This window comes from Confluentibacter sediminis (assembly GCF_003258355.1).
GTDB lineage: Bacteria > Bacteroidota > Bacteroidia > Flavobacteriales > Flavobacteriaceae > Confluentibacter > Confluentibacter sediminis.
Genome location: NZ_QKPO01000005.1, coordinates 186,455 through 203,747, shown reverse-complemented (window position 1 = coordinate 203,747; position 17,293 = coordinate 186,455). Strand labels below are relative to the sequence as shown.

The 17,293-nt window shown below is 34.3% G+C and carries 14 protein-coding genes; 6 read left to right on the top strand and 8 right to left on the bottom strand.

Features of this window, described 5'->3' with window-relative positions; all coding sequences use genetic code 11:
- Positions 1–41 precede the first annotated feature (41 nt).
- On the top strand, positions 42–518 hold the full coding sequence (locus DKT72_RS05915) for a regulatory protein RecX (protein ID WP_111307803.1): 477 nt from the start codon (positions 42–44) through the stop codon (positions 516–518).
- A gap of 8 nt (positions 519–526) precedes the next feature.
- Here DKT72_RS05915 and DKT72_RS05910 read toward each other — a convergent pair whose 3' ends face one another.
- The 4 genes from DKT72_RS05910 to DKT72_RS05895 form a co-directional block, all read right to left on the bottom strand.
- Positions 527–1,399 (bottom strand): cupin-like domain-containing protein, encoded by an 873-nt coding sequence (locus tag DKT72_RS05910; protein ID WP_111307802.1) that lies wholly within the window; start codon positions 1,397–1,399, stop codon positions 527–529.
- A 149-nt stretch (positions 1,400–1,548) separates the two neighbouring features.
- Positions 1,549–2,961 carry a flotillin family protein gene (locus DKT72_RS05905; protein ID WP_111307866.1) on the bottom strand — a complete coding sequence of 471 codons (1,413 nt, stop codon included), beginning with the start codon at positions 2,959–2,961 and terminating at the stop codon, positions 1,549–1,551.
- Between the two features lie 2 nt (positions 2,962–2,963).
- The gene (locus DKT72_RS05900) at positions 2,964–3,536 is read right to left on the bottom strand and encodes a hypothetical protein (protein WP_111307801.1); all 573 of its coding nucleotides are present in this window, start codon (positions 3,534–3,536) and stop codon (positions 2,964–2,966) included.
- A 258-nt stretch (positions 3,537–3,794) separates the two neighbouring features.
- Entirely contained in the window at positions 3,795–5,624 is a 1,830-nt protein-coding gene (locus tag DKT72_RS05895; RefSeq protein ID WP_111307800.1) for a TonB-dependent receptor plug domain-containing protein, read from the bottom strand.
- Between the two features lie 77 nt (positions 5,625–5,701).
- Between DKT72_RS05895 and DKT72_RS05890 the strand changes: the two genes are divergently transcribed.
- The 5 genes from DKT72_RS05890 to DKT72_RS05870 all read left to right on the top strand — a co-directional run bounded on the left by DKT72_RS05890 (position 5,702) and on the right by DKT72_RS05870 (position 10,859).
- The gene (locus tag DKT72_RS05890) at positions 5,702–7,198 is read left to right on the top strand and encodes an aminotransferase-like domain-containing protein (RefSeq protein ID WP_220628087.1); all 1,497 of its coding nucleotides are present in this window, start codon (positions 5,702–5,704) and stop codon (positions 7,196–7,198) included.
- A 95-nt stretch (positions 7,199–7,293) separates the two neighbouring features.
- Positions 7,294–7,752, top strand: coding sequence for a DUF3157 family protein (locus DKT72_RS05885; protein WP_111307798.1), 459 nt, complete (start codon positions 7,294–7,296; stop codon positions 7,750–7,752).
- Positions 7,753–7,810: 58 nt separating this feature from the next.
- On the top strand, positions 7,811–9,067 hold the full coding sequence (locus DKT72_RS05880; RefSeq protein WP_111307797.1) for a Y-family DNA polymerase: 1,257 nt from the start codon (positions 7,811–7,813) through the stop codon (positions 9,065–9,067).
- Positions 9,064–9,507, top strand: a complete 444-nt coding sequence (locus DKT72_RS05875; protein WP_111307796.1) for a LexA family protein — start codon at positions 9,064–9,066, stop codon at positions 9,505–9,507. The genes DKT72_RS05880 and DKT72_RS05875 overlap by 4 nt, the downstream gene beginning before the upstream one ends.
- Before the next feature lie 26 nt (positions 9,508–9,533).
- A complete protein-coding gene (locus DKT72_RS05870) occupies positions 9,534–10,859 on the top strand; it encodes a sugar MFS transporter (protein ID WP_111307795.1) in 1,326 nt (441 codons plus the stop codon).
- Between the two features lie 68 nt (positions 10,860–10,927).
- Here DKT72_RS05870 and DKT72_RS05865 read toward each other — a convergent pair whose 3' ends face one another.
- The 4 genes from DKT72_RS05865 to DKT72_RS05850 all read right to left on the bottom strand — a co-directional run bounded on the left by DKT72_RS05865 (position 10,928) and on the right by DKT72_RS05850 (position 17,277).
- On the bottom strand, positions 10,928–11,221 hold the full coding sequence (locus tag DKT72_RS05865) for a F0F1 ATP synthase subunit delta/epsilon (protein ID WP_111307794.1): 294 nt from the start codon (positions 11,219–11,221) through the stop codon (positions 10,928–10,930).
- Positions 11,222–11,294: 73 nt separating this feature from the next.
- The gene (gene atpD, locus DKT72_RS05860) at positions 11,295–12,803 is read right to left on the bottom strand and encodes a F0F1 ATP synthase subunit beta (RefSeq protein ID WP_111307793.1); all 1,509 of its coding nucleotides are present in this window, start codon (positions 12,801–12,803) and stop codon (positions 11,295–11,297) included.
- Between the two features lie 165 nt (positions 12,804–12,968).
- Positions 12,969–14,525: an SGNH/GDSL hydrolase family protein gene (locus tag DKT72_RS05855; protein WP_235841624.1), complete on the bottom strand. Its 1,557-nt coding sequence runs from the start codon at positions 14,523–14,525 to the stop codon at positions 12,969–12,971.
- A gap of 1 nt (position 14,526) precedes the next feature.
- Complete coding sequence (locus DKT72_RS05850; protein ID WP_111307792.1) at positions 14,527–17,277, bottom strand: TonB-dependent receptor; 2,751 nt, start codon at positions 17,275–17,277, stop codon at positions 14,527–14,529.
- Between the last annotated feature and the right edge of the window lie 16 nt (positions 17,278–17,293).

Here is a 17,293-nt window from a genome sequence, read left to right as displayed (position 1 = left end):
TTTATAAGTTTTGTTACTCTTATTGTTATTTTTGATATTCTATGCAGCAACCAAAAAAAACATATACACTACAAGAAGCTACCAAAAAGCTCGAAGCTTATTGTGCATACCAAGAACGAAGCCATCAAGAGGTAAGGCAAAAATTGGAAACTATGAACATGATACCCGAAGCTGTCGATATGATTATTATTCATCTTTTAGAGCATAATTTTCTTAACGAAGAACGTTTTGCAAAAGCGTATGTGAGTGGTAAATTTAATATCAAGAAATGGGGAAAAAGCCGTTTAACCTATCAACTCAAGCAAAAAGGTGTCAGTAAAGCTAATATAAATCGAGCAATCGAAGCAATATCTGATAAGGAGTATATGAAAGTTTTTAATGACTTAACTGATAAAAAAGCTTTATCTATTAAAGAACCCGACAAACTAAAGAAAAAAAGAAAGTTTATAGATTATTTTTTACGCCTTGGTTGGGAATCGTATTTAGTCTATGATAGAGCCAACGAATTAATCAAGTAAATTTTAAATTAAGCAGCCTTCTTATTTTTTTTATGCGTTCTTATAATCGCTTGTTCGTTTTTCCAATCGATCCATTTTTGCCCTTTTAGGCGGCGCATGATATTATCAAAATTACGCATGATAATTAAATTGTAAACGGCTTTGCTAAAATTAATAGGATTTCTGGCTATGGCACGTAAGCTCATAGAAAATCCTGGTGTTAAATAACGCATGTAGTGCCAATAGCCTTCTGGCATATATAATACTTCACCATGATTAAGTTCCGTTTTATAACCTCGGGCATTTTTAAGCATAGGCCATTTTTCAAAATCGGGATTTGCAAAATCAATATCCTCACGAGTAATTAATGAGTGTGGAATTTTATAGAGAAATTTGTTTTGTTTTTGGTCAAACAAAATAATTTGTTTTTTCCCTTCAAAGTGAAAATGAAAAATGTTAGCCAAATCAATATCATAGTGCATAAAGGTGTATGAATCTTGTCCACCAAAAAACAACATAGGGATGCCTTTCATCAGTTTTAATCCAAAATCTGGAAACGAAAAATCTTGTTGCAATTTTGGAATTTCCTTAATAGCATTCCATAAAAAAATACGATACTTTGTAGGCTCTCGTTTTAATAAGTCTATATACTCACCCAATTTCATCTTAGCATGGGGCTCATTAAAACCATCTTTATAATCAACTGGTCTATCATCATAAAGTGGCACGGTTAGATTACCACCAACAGCTTTCATATAATCTAGATTCCATGTACTATAGGCGGGCCAATGGTCGATAAAATGCTCAATAACCACGGGTTTTTGTGGTTTAAAATAAAGCTTTAAAAAATCCTCTTTGGTAATGGTTTTTACTCGAGGAATGTCTTGTAAGTTTAATGACAAAGCTTGAAAATTTAATGAGTCAAAGTTAAGAAAACGTTATGAAATTAAAAACTGTAATTTAAGGTTTGGATTGGGAATATTTCAGTAGCTTTTTTTAATACAAGTATGGTTTAAAATAAAGAATCCGCTACTATGCGGATTCTTTATTTCTAGTTTTCTAGATTATCAGTTTTTTTTGGTTTAATGTCTTCAACATCTTTTCCCTTTAAATATTCTGGCAATTCCATTCCCGCCATATTAAACATTTCTTGTAAAGGTGGCACCGATTTATACATTCCTGAAAGAAAATTAGCTGTAGATGATTTGCCATCTGCATTGCTTCCATTTTCCCAAACAGTTACTTTGTCAATTTTTATATTCTTAATAGCCTCAGATTGCATTTTGACTAATTCTGGTAATTTATCAGCAATTAACAATAACACCGCATCTTTAGAATTATTTCCAGCAGCTTTTACAATTTGGTCTAAACCAGCGGCTTGTTTGGTTAATACTTCATATAATCCTTGTGCTTCGGCTTGAGCTTTTAATAAAATGGCATCAGCTTCCCCTTTTGCGCGTCTTCTTATACGTTCTGCTTCAGCTTCTGCATCAATCTCCACTTTTCTTTTATCAATTTCAGCAGGTACAATAATGTCTGCCATTTGAGATGAACGTTCTCTATTTGCTCTGGCTGTTTCAGCTTGTTGTTCTGCTGCATAAGATTCTTCAAGAGCTTTGGCAGATTGAACTTTTTCAGAAGCAATTGCTACACGCTCAGCTTCTGCTTCTCTCTGACGACGTAAAGAATCGGAATTTGCTACAGCAATTTTAGCTGTATTCTCGCCTTCAACAGCTTGTGCATTAGCGGCAGCAACTTGGGTTCTTTCGTCTTGTACCGCATTGGCTTCTCCAATAGAACCATCTCTGTTTTTTTCGGCAACCGATTTTCTAGCGGCATTTATAGCATGGGCAGCAGCTTCTTTTCCTAATGCTTGAATGTACCCAGATTCGTCAACGATATCCGTAATATTAACGTTGATGAGTTTTAAACCTACTTTTTTAAGTTCAGATTCTACACTTTCAGAAATATTAGTTAAAAATTTATCTCTATCAGAATTGATTTCTTCAATATCCATAGAGGCTACTACCAAACGTAATTGACCAAAAATAATTTCTTGAGCTAAATCTTGAATTTCGTTCTGACCTAAGCCTAGTAGCCTTTCAGCAGCATTTTGCATGATACCAGGTTCTGTAGAAACACCGATGGTGAAACGAGACGGTACATTAACACGGATGTTTTGCTTACTTAATGCATTCACTAAATTAACTTCTATTGAAATAGGCGTTAAATCTAAAAACTGATAATCTTGAATAACAGGAACAATAAAGGCAGCTCCACCATGAATGCATTTTGCAGATTGACCTCCGCCAACTTTACCGTAAACAACCAATATTCTGTCTGAAGGACATCGTTTATAGCGTCTTACGAGGACAATAAAAAATACGAATACAAATAGGACGGCAGCAATAATAGTTACTGGTAGTCCGAAATTAAAAGCGTCTTGTGTTATTAATAATAGCATGGTCATTTGTTAAGTTGTTCAACAATTAATATTCCGTTTTCAGTAACGTCTTTTACTTTTATAACAGAACTTGATTTTAGATTAATCTCAGAATCTGTAAGAGCTTCTAATTCTCGTAAAGCTCCTTGTATTTTTACGTGTACTTTTCCTATTGATGATCGATTTGCCCCAATGGTTAAATAAACTTCACCAACAGCTCCGATAGCATTTTTAAAAACTAATGTGCCACTATCGTTAAGTTTACGCATATAGAAAAACATAGCAGCCATAACTCCCATCATCACTAAACCACAAATAAAAGAAATAATAACTGTTGCTGGTTTTGAAAGATTAGAATCTATACAAGCAATACCGCTCCATCCAAATATAGTAAAGAATCCAACTAGGTTTTTGAAGGTTATAAACTGAAAGCCTATTCCGGTATCTGATTCTATTTCTGCATCTGTATCTAGTCCGTCATCACCACCACCAATAAAAGTGAGAATCATGATGATGACAAATATTAATGATGCAATTAAAGCTATACCCCAATAAATTCTTGGGAATATTTCTAAATTAAAAAACCATTCTGTCATAATTGAAATATTTATGAAATATAAAACCTTTTTATGATTTTACAACATTGTTTTGAAAGTAAAATCATAAAATTTACTCTTGTTTCGATGTGTTAAATATTGTTTTTTTTAATATTCAATCTATCTTAGTTTGTAACTTGATAAGTATCTAAAAATATCTATTTGTTACAAAAAGAAAAAAGATTAAATTTTAGTATAAGTAAAATTTAATCTTTTTAAAATAGTTGTATCTTAAAATAGTAATGAAAGATTGTTGTTTTAATTAAAGTTATACCTTAGTCCAAAAAGTATATTCCCTTTAGGCATGGGCACTAAATTGGTTTCGTAATATTCCGCATTAAAAATATTGCTAGCAGTGGCAGTTATTTCAAACTGTTTTATGTTTAACATTATAGAGGCATCCCATACATTATAGCTGTCGCCTGTCGTTCTTTCGGCATATTTATAAACGATATTTTGACTTATGTTTTTAAATAATTGCGTGCTTAAACGGCTGGTAAATTGGTGTTTTAATGAGTTTATGGCGTATCTGGAAAAGTTGACGTTAAGAGCTTTAACTTCATCTTCCAAAAAAGTATAACCTAAAGAAAGATTTTGGCGGAATGTGTTTATACTAAAGTAGTATGCCGTATTAATTTCTAAACCTTTAGTATTTAAATCTCTAATATTGGTAGCGTCCCATTTATCTGGGGCGTTGTCTTTTACATAATCTATTAATTTACGGGCATCTCTATTAAAAAGAGCTGCTGATACTGTAAATGTTGGCGTAAAATATTTAATCCCAATTTCTTCAGATAGAGCTTCTTCTGGTTTTAAATTTTCGTTTCCATTGGTGGTTGGATCTGTATAATATAAATCGGTATATGTAGGTATTCTATAGGTGTAACCCATGTTTCCGTAGGCTTTTAAATTATCATTCAAACGATAACCTATATCAATTCCTGGAAAGGCATGAAATTTAAAATCTGAAAAATAAGTAGCAGCTACTCCAGGAGTAATATCCAATTGATTATTGGCTAGTTTAAATTGATGTTCTACAAATAAGGTTGTCATAAAACGATTTCTATTCCCTAAATTATTACTACGTAAATATATTTTAGACATATCGATACCAAAACCCGTAACTCCAAGACTTGATGTGTAAGATGCATTCATCTCGGTGCCTATTTTATCGGTAATATGTAAGTTTCTATAAATAGATGGATCTTGACGAACAAAAACATAGTCGTCTTGATTGCGTTTCCAGTAGGCACGAGGTTTAATCTGCCATTTTTCAGAAAAAAACTGCGTTGAAAAACCTATTAAACTATTTTGGGTTTCTTCATATTGATTAATGGCCGTTGGACTGGAATAAAATCCATTGGCACCAAATTTACGTTCAGAAAAATTAGTAATCATTTCAATGGCTTGTGCTTTTTTATTGAAGATGCTTTTAATAAAATAATTACTATTATCATAATCGGTGTTATAACGATATCCATCTGATGTTAATCGACTTAAATGTACAATATGTGAAGAATTTTCAAGATTTGATGTTGCGGTTAAAGAACCATTTAGCTGATTATAAGAGCCTGTTTCTAAATTTATAGACAATCCATTTTCTGTTGTTTTTTTTGTAACAATATTAATAGCACCCGTAAAGGCATTTTGACCAAAAACCCTAGCTGCGGGGCCTTTTATAATTTCTATACGTTCTATAACCTCCATGGGTAGGGCGGCATTCATGGTATGGTGTCCTGTTTGTGCATCATCCATTTTTATTCCATCAATAAGCAATAAGGTTTGGTCGAAACTACCACCACGAATATATAAATCGGCTTGCATACCGGCGGTTCCTCTTCGTCTTATATCAATGCCAGCTTCTTGTTGTAATAAGTCGGCAAGATTGGTGGCTGCACTTTGTTTTATATTTTCAGAAGAAATGATAGTGATCGTTCTAGAGTTTTCTTTAAAGGGTAAGTTTATTCGTGAGGAAGTGACTGTAACTTCTCCTAGTGCCATCGTATCCTGTTGTATGACTTGCTCGTTTTGAGCGTTTACAATTATAGAAACTAATAGAGATATGGCTAAAACATAGTTATTTTTCATAATTAAGTATTAAGTCTATTTAGACGATACAAAATTCGTAACTTTCTGGACTAGTTAAATAGTCCAGTTTTAAAATAATGAATAGTCCGGTTGATAAGCTTTTAAAGCAAGTAATTTATTTAGAAAAATCGAATGCCACAGCTATATATATTCAAGCTGCGCAACAAATTATTAACGCTATTCAACGTGGTTATTTAACGGAAGGGACTTGGTTACCTGGTACCCGCGTTTTTAGTCAATTATTTAATATTAATAGGAATACGGTTGTCGCAATTTACGATGAACTAGCGTCGCAAGGGTGGGTAGAGATAATACCAAATAAGGGAACTTGTATTTTAGTTCCAGAGCAAAAAACGGCAGCAATTAAAGCGACTTCGCAGCGTATTGACCAAGTACATACATATTCCACAACCACAGGTTTCCCCTTTCAGCCTTCTTTTAATTTAGCATCTACTAGCGAACAGAATCAAAATAAATACAGTATAAGTGATGGACAACCAGATTTGAGATTGCATCCTACCCACCAATTTTCGAAATGGTACAGTGCTTCTATGAAGCGAAAATCATTAATTCCAAAATGGAATCAAGCAGTATTATCTTCTTATTCTGCTTTCGAAATTCAATTATGTAATTATTTAAATGCCACGCGTGGATTTCATATCAAGTCTCATAACTTAATGAGTACAAGAAGTACAGAAATGAGTTTGTATATTGTGTCTCAAGTATTATTACAGCCTAACGATATAGTGTTGGTTGGACATTTAAGTAACTATGCTGCCAATATGATTTTTCAACAAGCAGGAGCTATTATTAAAACCATCCCAATAGACGACGATGGTATAGATGTAGACTATATTAGAAAGCATTTTATAAAATATTCCATTCGCTGTATGTATGTGTGTGCACATAGGCATTACCCAACCACCAGAACGCTTAGTGCCGAACGACGCTTACAATTAATGCAACTCGCTAAAGACTATCAATTTGCCATTATTGAAGACGACTACGATTACGATTTTCAGTTTGATGGCTCTGCCATGCTACCTATGGCGAGTTCCGATGCCCATGGCATTATTATCTATTTAGGGAAATTAGGGCAATCCTTGTTTCCAAGTTTTCAAACAGGGTTTGTGATTGCCCCCGAGAATTTAATCTCAGAAGCAAAAAACTATTTAAAAATATTAGATAGGCAAGGGGACTTAATTCAAGAACAAATGTTGTCTGAGCTTATTTATGAAGGGGAAATACATCGATTAATCAAGAAAAACATCATAATTTATAAGCAGCGACGGGACTTTTTATGCGAATGTCTTTCGAAAAATTTTAAGGCACACCTGATTTGGGAAAAACCTTCGGGAGGTTTGGCATTATGGATACGCTTTGATCCAAAAATATCGTTGATTAAGTTAGCGGAGCACGCTTATAAAAATGATTTATTTCTCCCAAAAACAATTCTTTACCAAGACAAAAACACCTGTTCTATCCGTTTCGGTTTTGGAGATTTAAATGAAGAAGAAATTGAGGTTATTGTAAAGAAATTAAGAATGGCTTATGATTTGGTTCTAAATGGTTAATTCTATTTTTATTTTAAGTAGTTAAAGATTAGTGTCATCTTTTCTCATTAAAAAATGTATTTTTGGAAGAATCAAAAGTCTAATTTCTATTGCTTATGAAAACTTCTTTTTTAATCTTGTTGTTTTTTATCTCCTTTATTGGTTTTTCACAAAATAATTATATTGTAAAAACAGATGATGGCAGACGTGTTTTATTAAAGGCCGATTATACTTGGGAATATATAGATGCTGAGACTTCTGTGGGAAGTAAGAATGTTATGAGCGAGACATTAAAGCCTTCTGAAAGTAATGCGTGTAATTTAAGTCAAGATTTTGTAGAGCCAGCGTTGGATAATAATATTCAAGCCCAGTTAAAAAGAGGACGTGCAACAATAGATGACATAAAAAAGAAAGTGGCTAAAGACAATAAATGTGAAGTTGGAGATATCATATTATTATCGGTTTCGGAAGAAAAATCTAAAGGATTATACAATTTTTGTGCTAATGGTAAAAAGGTTTCTTATAAGCGCACAGGTCATTCCATTGTGAAGAGCGGACAGCTACTTCCTTTTTAAAAAACTTCTTTAGCTATCTTATTCCATTTTAAAGGTTGTTTCTCGTATATTTACTTGTATGTATGCCTTAGTAGATTGTAACAATTTTTATGCGTCTTGCGAACGCGTTTTTAATCCTAATTTACGCCATAAACCCATTGCTATTTTAAGTAATAATGATGGATGTGTTATTTCGCGAAGTGATGAAGCCAAAAAGCTAGAACTGCCTATGGGCGCCCCTATTTTTAAATGGGAAGCCTTCTGCAAAGAAAAAAACATACATATACTCTCCTCAAATTATCCATTATATGGAGATATGAGTAGTCGTGTGATGAAAATTTTAGAACAATTTACACCAGATGTTGAAATCTATAGCATAGACGAAGCTTTTTTGGGATTTAAAGGTTTTAAAAATTATGATTTTGATGAATATGGACATCAAATAAGGCAACGTATTTTAAAATGGACAGGCATACCAACTTGTGTGGGCATTGCGCCAACAAAGGCGTTAAGTAAAGTTGCCAATAAAATTGCTAGAAAATTTCCAGAACAAACAAAAGGCGTTTATGTAATTGATACGGAGGAAAAGCGAATTAAAGCCTTAAAATGGACTAAAATCGAAAACGTTTGGGGTATTGGTTGGGGGTTGCAAAAACGGTTGAAAGCAAAAAATTGTAAAACGGCCTTCGATTTTATTCAACTTTCCGATGATTGGGTTCGTAAAACATTTTCAATTACAGAATGGAAACTTAAAAAAGATTTAGAAGGCATTTCTGAAATAAAACTCGATGAGGTTAAAAATAAGCATGCCATTGCCACTACCAGAAGTTTTGAATATACCTTTTCAGATATGGACAATATTAAAGAACGCATATCTACATTTGCAACCAGTTGTGCAGAAAAACTTAGAAAACAAAAGTCTAGCTGCCATGTTATTTATGTGACCTTGAGTAGTGATAGGCATAAAAAAGATGTACAACAACATAGAGCAAGTAAAATAATAAGCTTACCTTATCCAACAGATTCCAGTTTAATAATTAGTCAACAAGCAGTTCAGGCAGTGACAACAATTTTTAAAGAAGGTATTAAATATAAGCGGACAGGGGTGATTGTTATGGGCTTGGTGCCTACTAATAATTATCAAATAGATTTATTTGAAAGCGAAAACCCAAAACATAAACCATTAATGCATGCCATTGATGGTTTAAATGAAAAGTATGCAGATTATAAGGTTAAGCTAGGAAATCAAGATTTAAATCGAACTTGGAAAATGCGTCAAGAACGCTTATCGCCAAGATATACAACCAATATTAATGATATTATTAAAGTGAAATGATATTACGAAACTCCCAACCATTAACATTTTTTACTCCAGATGAAACCAATAATTTAGGAGCTTTTTTCTTTGATACGGGTATTTCTGCAGGATTTCCTTCACCAGCCGAAGATTTTAAAGAACAACGGTTGTCTTTAGATAAAGAGCTTATTAGAAACAAGGAGGCAACATTTTTTGCACGAGTAAGTGGGCAGTCAATGATTGGGGCAGGATTGGATGATAACGATTTGTTGGTTATAGATAGAAGTTTAGAACCAGCAAACAATAAAATTGCCGTATGCTTTTTAGATGGAGAATTTACCGTAAAACGATTAAAAGTCGATAAAGATGAGGTTTGGTTACAACCAGAAAATCCCAACTATCCTATTATAAAAATAACAAAAGACAATGATTTTATTATTTGGGGCATTGTTACCAATGTGATTAAAAAAGTGTATTGAATTTTTAAAAAATCAACGTTTAAGGTATGTCAGAAATAAATCGAACACCTACACAAAAAAACAACGCATTTGTTCCCATTAGTGTCATTGCTGGATTATTTTTTATTTTCGGATTTGTAACCTGGATTAATGGAGCATTAATTCCATTTATGAAAACAATAAATGAGTTAACAGATGCTCAATCTTATTTAGTAGCATCGGCATCTTATATTTCATTTGTAGTTATGGCGCTTCCAGCGTCTTATATCATTAATAAAATAGGTTTCAGAAAAAGTATGTCTTTAGGTCTAATAATTATGGCGTTAGGAGCTTTAATTTTTATCCCAGCAGCTGAAGCTAGAACCTATTGGGTATTTTTAACAGGTATTTTTGTTCAAGGTGCTGGTATGACATTGTTACAAACCGCCTCAAACCCATATATTACTATTTTAGGACCTATTGAAAGCGCAGCAAAGCGTATTGCTATTATGGGGATAGCAAACAAAGTGGCAGGCGCATTAGGGTCGGTTATTTTTGGAGCGTTATTATTATCTGGCATCGATAAAATTAAAGAACAGCTTGATGTTGTAGATAATGCTGAAAAAGGACGTTTATTGGACACCATGGCAGACAGCGTGGTAACTCCTTATTTAGTTATGGCTACGGTGCTATTTGTTCTGGGGGTTTTAATAAGAAAAGCTCCTTTACCACATGTTGAAGAATCACCCATAGAAGAACCAAAAGCAGGAGAAATTGGAAAAACCAGTATTTTTCAGTTTCCGCATTTATGGTTAGGCGTTTTGGCTTTGTTTTTATATGTGGGTGTTGAAGTGATTGCTGGCGACACCATAATATCTTATGGTATTGCTTTAGATATTCCTGTTGAACAAGCTAAGTTTTTTACTTTATTTACGTTAATGGCTATGGTGTTAACTTATGCTTTGGGTGTATTTTTAATTCCTAAATATATAAGTCAAGCATTTGCATTAAAGGTTAGTGCTATTTTAGGAATTATTTTTTCGTTTTGTATTGTTTTTGCAGAGGGTATTACATCCGTTCTATTTGTTGCGGCTTTAGGGATTGCAAATGCTTTAGTGTGGCCAGCAATTTGGCCTTTAGCTTTAAATGGCTTAGGAAAGTTTACTAAAACGGCATCAGCATTACTTATTATGGCAATATCTGGCGGTGCTGTCATACCTCCATTATATGGAGTTTTAGTAGATAATAAGAAAGATAACTTACTTATTGAAGGGATTAATGAAGTTTCAGCGGCGGCAGAAGCGGCGTCCTTTGGGTATTGGATTCTTTTACCATGTTATCTTATTATTTTATATTATGCATTTTATGGGCATAAGGTTGGTTTAAAAAATTAATTCAAAGTATATAAGTATAAAAAAAGGGAAGCATTTGCTTCCCTTTTTTTATTATAATGACATAAAGATTAATCTACTAGAATAATAACTTTATTATCTTTCATTTCAACGGTACCTGACTTAATCTTAAGGGTTAACACTTTTTTGTCATCAAAATGAGGAACAACTTCTGCATGAAGATGGTCAAACTCTAAATGACTTTGGGAATGTGTTTTAATTTTAATGATACCCTCTTTTAAAAGAGATACAATAGCAGCGTGATCTTTTAACATTTCAAACGCACCATTAACCCCAGGGACAACCACAGAATCGACTTCTGAACTAAATAAGGTTGCTTCTGGTGATACAATTTCTAAATACATATTTTATAGTTGTTTGTTCGTAGTGTATGGTTGTTGGAAAACGAATAATCAACAACGAATACCTATTAACCAATTACGCTTCTGCAAGCATTTTTTCTCCAGCTTCAATCGCTTCTTCAATAGTACCTTTCAGGTTAAACGCTGCTTCAGGTAAGTGATCTAATTCACCATCCATAATCATGTTAAAACCTTTAATAGTTTCTTTAATATCAACCAATACCCCAGGAATCCCTGTAAATTGCTCAGCAACATGGAAAGGTTGAGACAAGAAACGTTGTACACGTCTTGCTCTTGATACAGCTAATTTATCTTCTTCTGAAAGTTCCTCCATACCAAGGATAGCAATAATATCTTGCAATTCTTTGTAACGTTGTAACAACTCTTTTACGCGTTGCGCACAAGCATAATGATCTTTCCCTAAAATGTCAGCAGTTAAAATTCTAGAGGTAGAATCTAATGGATCTACAGCAGGATAAATACCTAACTCAGCAATTTTACGAGATAATACCGTAGTGGCATCTAAGTGAGCAAATGTTGTTGCAGGTGCAGGATCTGTTAAATCATCTGCAGGTACATAAACCGCTTGTACAGATGTAATAGAACCTCTTTTAGTGGAAGTAATACGCTCTTGCATCGCACCCATCTCAGTTGCTAATGTTGGTTGGTAACCTACCGCAGAAGGCATACGTCCTAATAATGCAGATACCTCTGAACCAGCTTGTGTAAAACGGAAGATGTTATCTACGAAGAAAAGTACGTCTTTTCCTTGAGCTTCTCCAGCACCATCACGGAAATATTCAGCAATAGTTAAACCAGATAATGCCACACGAGCACGAGCTCCAGGAGGTTCATTCATTTGTCCGAATACGAAAGTTGCTTTAGATTCTTTCATTTTAGATTTATCTACTTTAGATAAATCCCATCCGCCATCTTCCATAGAGTGCATAAAATCATCACCATAACGAATAATTCCAGATTCTAACATCTCTCTTAAAAGGTCATTTCCTTCACGGGTTCTTTCTCCAACGCCAGCAAATACTGAAAGTCCACCATGTCCTTTTGCTATATTGTTAATCAACTCTTGAATCAATACTGTTTTACCTACACCTGCACCACCAAACAAACCAATTTTACCACCTTTTGCATAAGGCTCAATCAAATCGATTACTTTAATACCTGTAAATAAAACTTCAGTAGAAGTTGATAAATCTTCAAATTTCGGTGCTTGACGGTGAATAGGCAACCCAGCTTTTCCAGCTTTAGGCAAATCTCCAAGACCATCAATAGCGTCTCCAATTACGTTAAATAAACGGCCATAAACGTCATCGCCAATTGGCATTTGTATGGGAGCTCCTGTTGCAACTACTTCAGTACCTCTACTTAAACCGTCTGATGAATCCATCGCGATGGTACGCACAGTATCTTCGCCAATATGAGATTGAACTTCTAATACTAATAAAGTACCATCAGGTCTTTTAATTTCTAATGAATCATAGATTTTTGGAAGGGTAGATCCTGCCTCGAATGCGACATCTATTACTGGACCAACGATTTGTGCAACTTTACCTGTAACTTTAGACATTACTTATATGTTTAATATTATGCGATTTAATTGTATGAAAACGCATTTTGTTTTCGCGTGCAAAGATATATTTTTTAATTTAAAAGTAAAGTCGTTTTTAAGTTTTTTGTAATAAAAAAACACCTCTAAAAAAGAGGCGTTTCTTCAGTATAAATTAAAATATAATTATTGTAATGTAGGTGAATAATTTGTTGGGTAATCACCAGCTTTTGCAACATTTCCTGAAGCTATGAAATTTGAACCAAATTTTGCATCAATGGCTTCTAAAAATTTATTTGCTAAATAAGCATAGCCTCTAGCAGTTAGATGTACGCCATCTAAACCGATTGCTCCACCAGTTACTAAATTTGTTTTAAGTATGTAGTTATCAAAAACAACGCCATTAGCCGTTGCTTGTTGAAGAATACTATTTAAGTCTACTAAAGCAATATTCGGATTTGAGTTTGCAACCGATGCAATTGTGGTGTTATAGGCATCGGTAGCATTTTTAATTTCTAATTGTTCTTCCGGAGTTAAAACCCATTTATCAGCTAAAGGTATCGCAACACCATTTACAGTTTGAGGATTATTAGGTACAGCTAATGTACCTATAAATGACGATGCGGGTAATACTAATAAATCCTCAGCAGTCGCTTGTCTCATATTCACTAATGCTGGATTTAAGCCTGTTAAATCGGTTAAATCTTCATCCATAATTACAACGGCATTGTTTGCGCCGGCAGTGAAAGTTATGGTTCTTTTTGCTATTTCTGCATTAGCATCAGCTTGACTTATTAAATTATTGCCTACCAAATAGGTAAATGCCTGAACAATTCCTACGTTATAGGCTCCATAAGCAGAAGCGCTATTTAAAAATCCTGCAGTTGTTGCATCTAATGGAATTGGGTTGTAAGGAACGGTTGTAAAATGAGGCAAGTCTTTTACGTAAGGAACATTGGTTACCACACCTTTTGCGCCTCCTGATGTTAAGGTAGTAACTAAATACCCAAAAGTAGCATCAAAGCCTACGCCAATAGCACCAGCGCTTGGTGTAATGGTGTTAGTGCCATCTCCACCAGATAACGCATACCCTAAAACATCGTTTCCTCCAATTTCTGATAATGTGAAAAATGTTGGATTCTGTGCCATAGCATCTCCTAACATTGTAGCTGAAGAGCTAGAGGCCATTCTAACAAAATAAGGATTGGCGGTTTTAGTGGCTAAATTTGCAATATTGCCATACCCATTAAATAGTAAATGGTAACTTTTAGCCCCAGGTACTCCCATATTGTTAAAAGGCCCCGTTGGCTTATTTAAAGCAATATCTGTGCTAACGGTTACAGGACCGATTACAGATTCCAAAGGAACTGGGCCTGCACCTCCAAAAACCAATCTTGGATCAAATCCAGGAATTCTAGTTCCTCCAGCTGCTAAGCCACCGTAATTATCACTTGTTAAGGGTTGAACAAAACTACCACCTCCAATTTTGGCAAATTCTTGGGACAATATGTTTGGAAATGAGTTTTCTTGAGAAGCTTTAAATAAGGCATTATCTGTAAAACCAGCTGTGAAAGAAGCTCCAATAGCTACATAATTTGAAAAATCAGCAGTACCCGATGTAAGTTCAGGTAATTCAGCAACAGGGTCTATTCTGTCTATATCATCAATGTCATTACAAGCTGAAAAACCAATCAAGATTATTAACAGCCATATATATTTTGTGTTCATTATTTTAGTTTTCATTTTATAAGTTGTTAATTGTCCAAGATATATAATACATCGAACCTATATAACCTGTGCCATAAGCAGTGGTATATTCTTTGCCAGTAAGATTGGTGGCACCTGCTTTAAATATAGATTTTAAGCTAGGCACTAATAGGTTGATTTGTGCATCTACAACATGATATTCTGGCACCACACCATCACCAAATGTTGCCTCCCAATAGTAATCATCACTGAATCTATAAGAGATATTAAATCCGAAATTTTTAAATAGTTCTGTATTTCCAAATGAGGCTTTAAATTTATGTTCAGGGGTATTAAAATTGGTAACAAAACTTGGGTATTTAGCCTGATCGAAATCAAGTTTAGCATAAGTATAACTTCCGCTTAAATCGAAATTTCCAAATATTTTAGTAGATAATCCTATAGAAGCGCCATAAGATTTTACATCAGCTTCAGCATTTGTATAGGTGCCATAAATTTGATAATCCCCATTGGATATGGCTGCAACCGATAAAGAATTATCTCCTACCGTACCATAATAAGGAGAAATGACTCTTCCTTGAGATATAAAATCTTTGTATTTATTATAGTAGGCACTAAAGTCGATAACTAGGTTGCTAAATTTGCCTCGATAACCTACTTCAGCTGAAGTAACTTGTTCTGGTTTTACAATATCTGGGTTTGCAACTTCTAAAACCGCAGGATTCCCTGTGGCTGCAGCTGCTAAAGCAGAACTTGCTGTATAGGAATTAATATATCCAGCACGTCCTGTTTGGGTTATAGTTGCAGGTTGTCCCAATAATTGTCCGGAAGCACTTACGTTATAAGTTCTAGAATAACGGTCTAAATTATCTGGTGCTGAACCTACTAAAACATAGGCTCCGGTATCTAACCCTATAAATAAATCTTGTGTTGTTGGATTTCTAAACCCTGTTTGGACTGAAGCCCTAATATTATGATTCTTATTTACAGTTAAACCAGCAGATATCCTAGGAGATAAGAATCCATCAAAAAATTCCGATTTATCATATCTTATAGAGCCTGTAAGTTTTAATTCTAAGGCATCATTTAATTCTAAATCTTTTTGAATTTGAGTATAGATTCCAAATTCTGAATAATCAATCGTTCCATTTTTGTCTGTATAAATTGTTCCAGAGGAGTTTAAGCTATATTTTCTATAAGAACCTCCAACTTGTATATCGGCAATATCGGTTAAATGACTAAAGTTATAATTACCATCTGCATGATAGTACTTTGAAGCATCTTGAAATTTTGAACCTGTTAATATATCAGGGTCGTTTATACTTTTATTGAATGCTGCTTTAAATTCTGGAGTGCCAGGTTCAAAACGTCCATTTTCTGCTGCCGCTCTTGCAGCTGCATGTGCTTGTGCATCTGTTGCACCACCTAAAGTAGCACCTACATAGGTGTTAATATAATCTCCAAACCATTGTTGATCACTTTTCCAAGCTCTATTGATTTGTATGGCTGTAGCCACCATATCATAAGAGTCTCCCGCTTTATCATTAACGACATAACCTCTTAAAAAGAAGTTATTGTTTTTTATTTCAATTTTATGTTGTTCTTGGAAAAATCCATCTATATAATATCTGTTAGTTCCTTGGTAAATAGTAGATCCTGTACCTACTTTACCAACATAGGATACCTCGAAATCATTTTCAAAAGGTCTGTAATATAAGCCCCAATCGGCTTTCACACTTTCTGCATTATAATCGGTTAAGTCACTTTCGTTATAACCTGTTCTACTTACAGATACGTTGGGTACAATACCCAGTCCGCCCGCTGCTGCTCTAATATTAGTAGAGACGATATCTCCGTAAACGTTGACACCGTCGTAATTGATATTATTTGCTCTAGTGCCGCCAACCATATTTTTATCTACTTCACTATTAGCAGCCCAATCAGTTCCTTGTAAATATCCAAAATTCACTTTTCCAGCAAATTTATTGCTGAATTTATGTGCAGCTCGAAAACTTATGTCTGTGTAGGGGTTATCTCCTGCTGCTTTTTGTGATGTCATGCCTCTCTTAACGGACATACTAATGCCATGATAATCGAAAGGATTTTTACTTTGCATAAATAAAATACCATTAAAAGCATTAGCTCCGTACAAAGCAGACGAAGCGCCAGGTAACAATTCTACACTTAAAACATCGGTTTCGGTCATACCAACTAAATTTCCTATAGGAAAATTTAAGGCAGGCGTAGAGTTATCCATGCCATCAACCAATTGCATAAAACGGTTGTTGGCAAATGTTGCAAAACCACGGGTATTCACAGATTTAAATGTTAAACTGTTGGTGTTTACATCGACACCTTTAAGATTTTCCAAACCATCATAAAAATCGACTGAGGCTGTGCTTTTAATCTCTTTTAGCCCTATACGCTCCACAGTAACCGGAGATTCAAAAATGCGTTCAGGGGTTCTTGAAGCAGATATGACGACCTCGTCAAGGGATGTACCTTCTTTAAGTATAAAATTAACAGTTTGGTTATTTGAGGTTATTCGTTCTATAACTGTTTCAAAACCTACGCTACTTGCCTGCAAATCAAAAGGTGGAATTTGGTTAACAGTTAATGTAAATTTACCATCAAAATCTGTGGTTATTCCAGTAGAGGTTCCAATCACAATGATATTTGCTCCAGGAATAGGTTGACTGCTGTCATCGATAACTGTTCCTGAAATTATTGTTTGTGAGTACGACAATCCAAAGAAAAGTAAAGACAAAATTGATAAAAATGTTTTCATTTATTTAGTTTGGTTT

Coding starts and splice junctions, on each gene's coding strand:
- DKT72_RS05915 (WP_111307803.1), top strand. CDS start 42: ATGCAGCAACCAAAAAAAACATATACACTACAAGAAGCTACCAAAAAG.
- DKT72_RS05905 (WP_111307866.1), bottom strand. CDS start 2,961: ATGCTATTATTAATAACACAAGACGCTTTTAATTTCGGACTACCAGTA.
- DKT72_RS05900 (WP_111307801.1), bottom strand. CDS start 3,536: ATGACAGAATGGTTTTTTAATTTAGAAATATTCCCAAGAATTTATTGG.
- DKT72_RS05895 (WP_111307800.1), bottom strand. CDS start 5,624: ATGAAAAATAACTATGTTTTAGCCATATCTCTATTAGTTTCTATAATT.
- DKT72_RS05890 (WP_220628087.1), top strand. CDS start 5,702: ATGAATAGTCCGGTTGATAAGCTTTTAAAGCAAGTAATTTATTTAGAA.
- DKT72_RS05885 (WP_111307798.1), top strand. CDS start 7,294: ATGAAAACTTCTTTTTTAATCTTGTTGTTTTTTATCTCCTTTATTGGT.
- DKT72_RS05880 (WP_111307797.1), top strand. CDS start 7,811: ATGTATGCCTTAGTAGATTGTAACAATTTTTATGCGTCTTGCGAACGC.
- DKT72_RS05875 (WP_111307796.1), top strand. CDS start 9,064: ATGATATTACGAAACTCCCAACCATTAACATTTTTTACTCCAGATGAA.
- DKT72_RS05870 (WP_111307795.1), top strand. CDS start 9,534: ATGTCAGAAATAAATCGAACACCTACACAAAAAAACAACGCATTTGTT.
- DKT72_RS05865 (WP_111307794.1), bottom strand. CDS start 11,221: ATGTATTTAGAAATTGTATCACCAGAAGCAACCTTATTTAGTTCAGAA.
- atpD (WP_111307793.1), bottom strand. CDS start 12,803: ATGTCTAAAGTTACAGGTAAAGTTGCACAAATCGTTGGTCCAGTAATA.
- DKT72_RS05855 (WP_235841624.1), bottom strand. CDS start 14,525: ATGAAAACTAAAATAATGAACACAAAATATATATGGCTGTTAATAATC.
- DKT72_RS05850 (WP_111307792.1), bottom strand. CDS start 17,277: ATGAAAACATTTTTATCAATTTTGTCTTTACTTTTCTTTGGATTGTCG.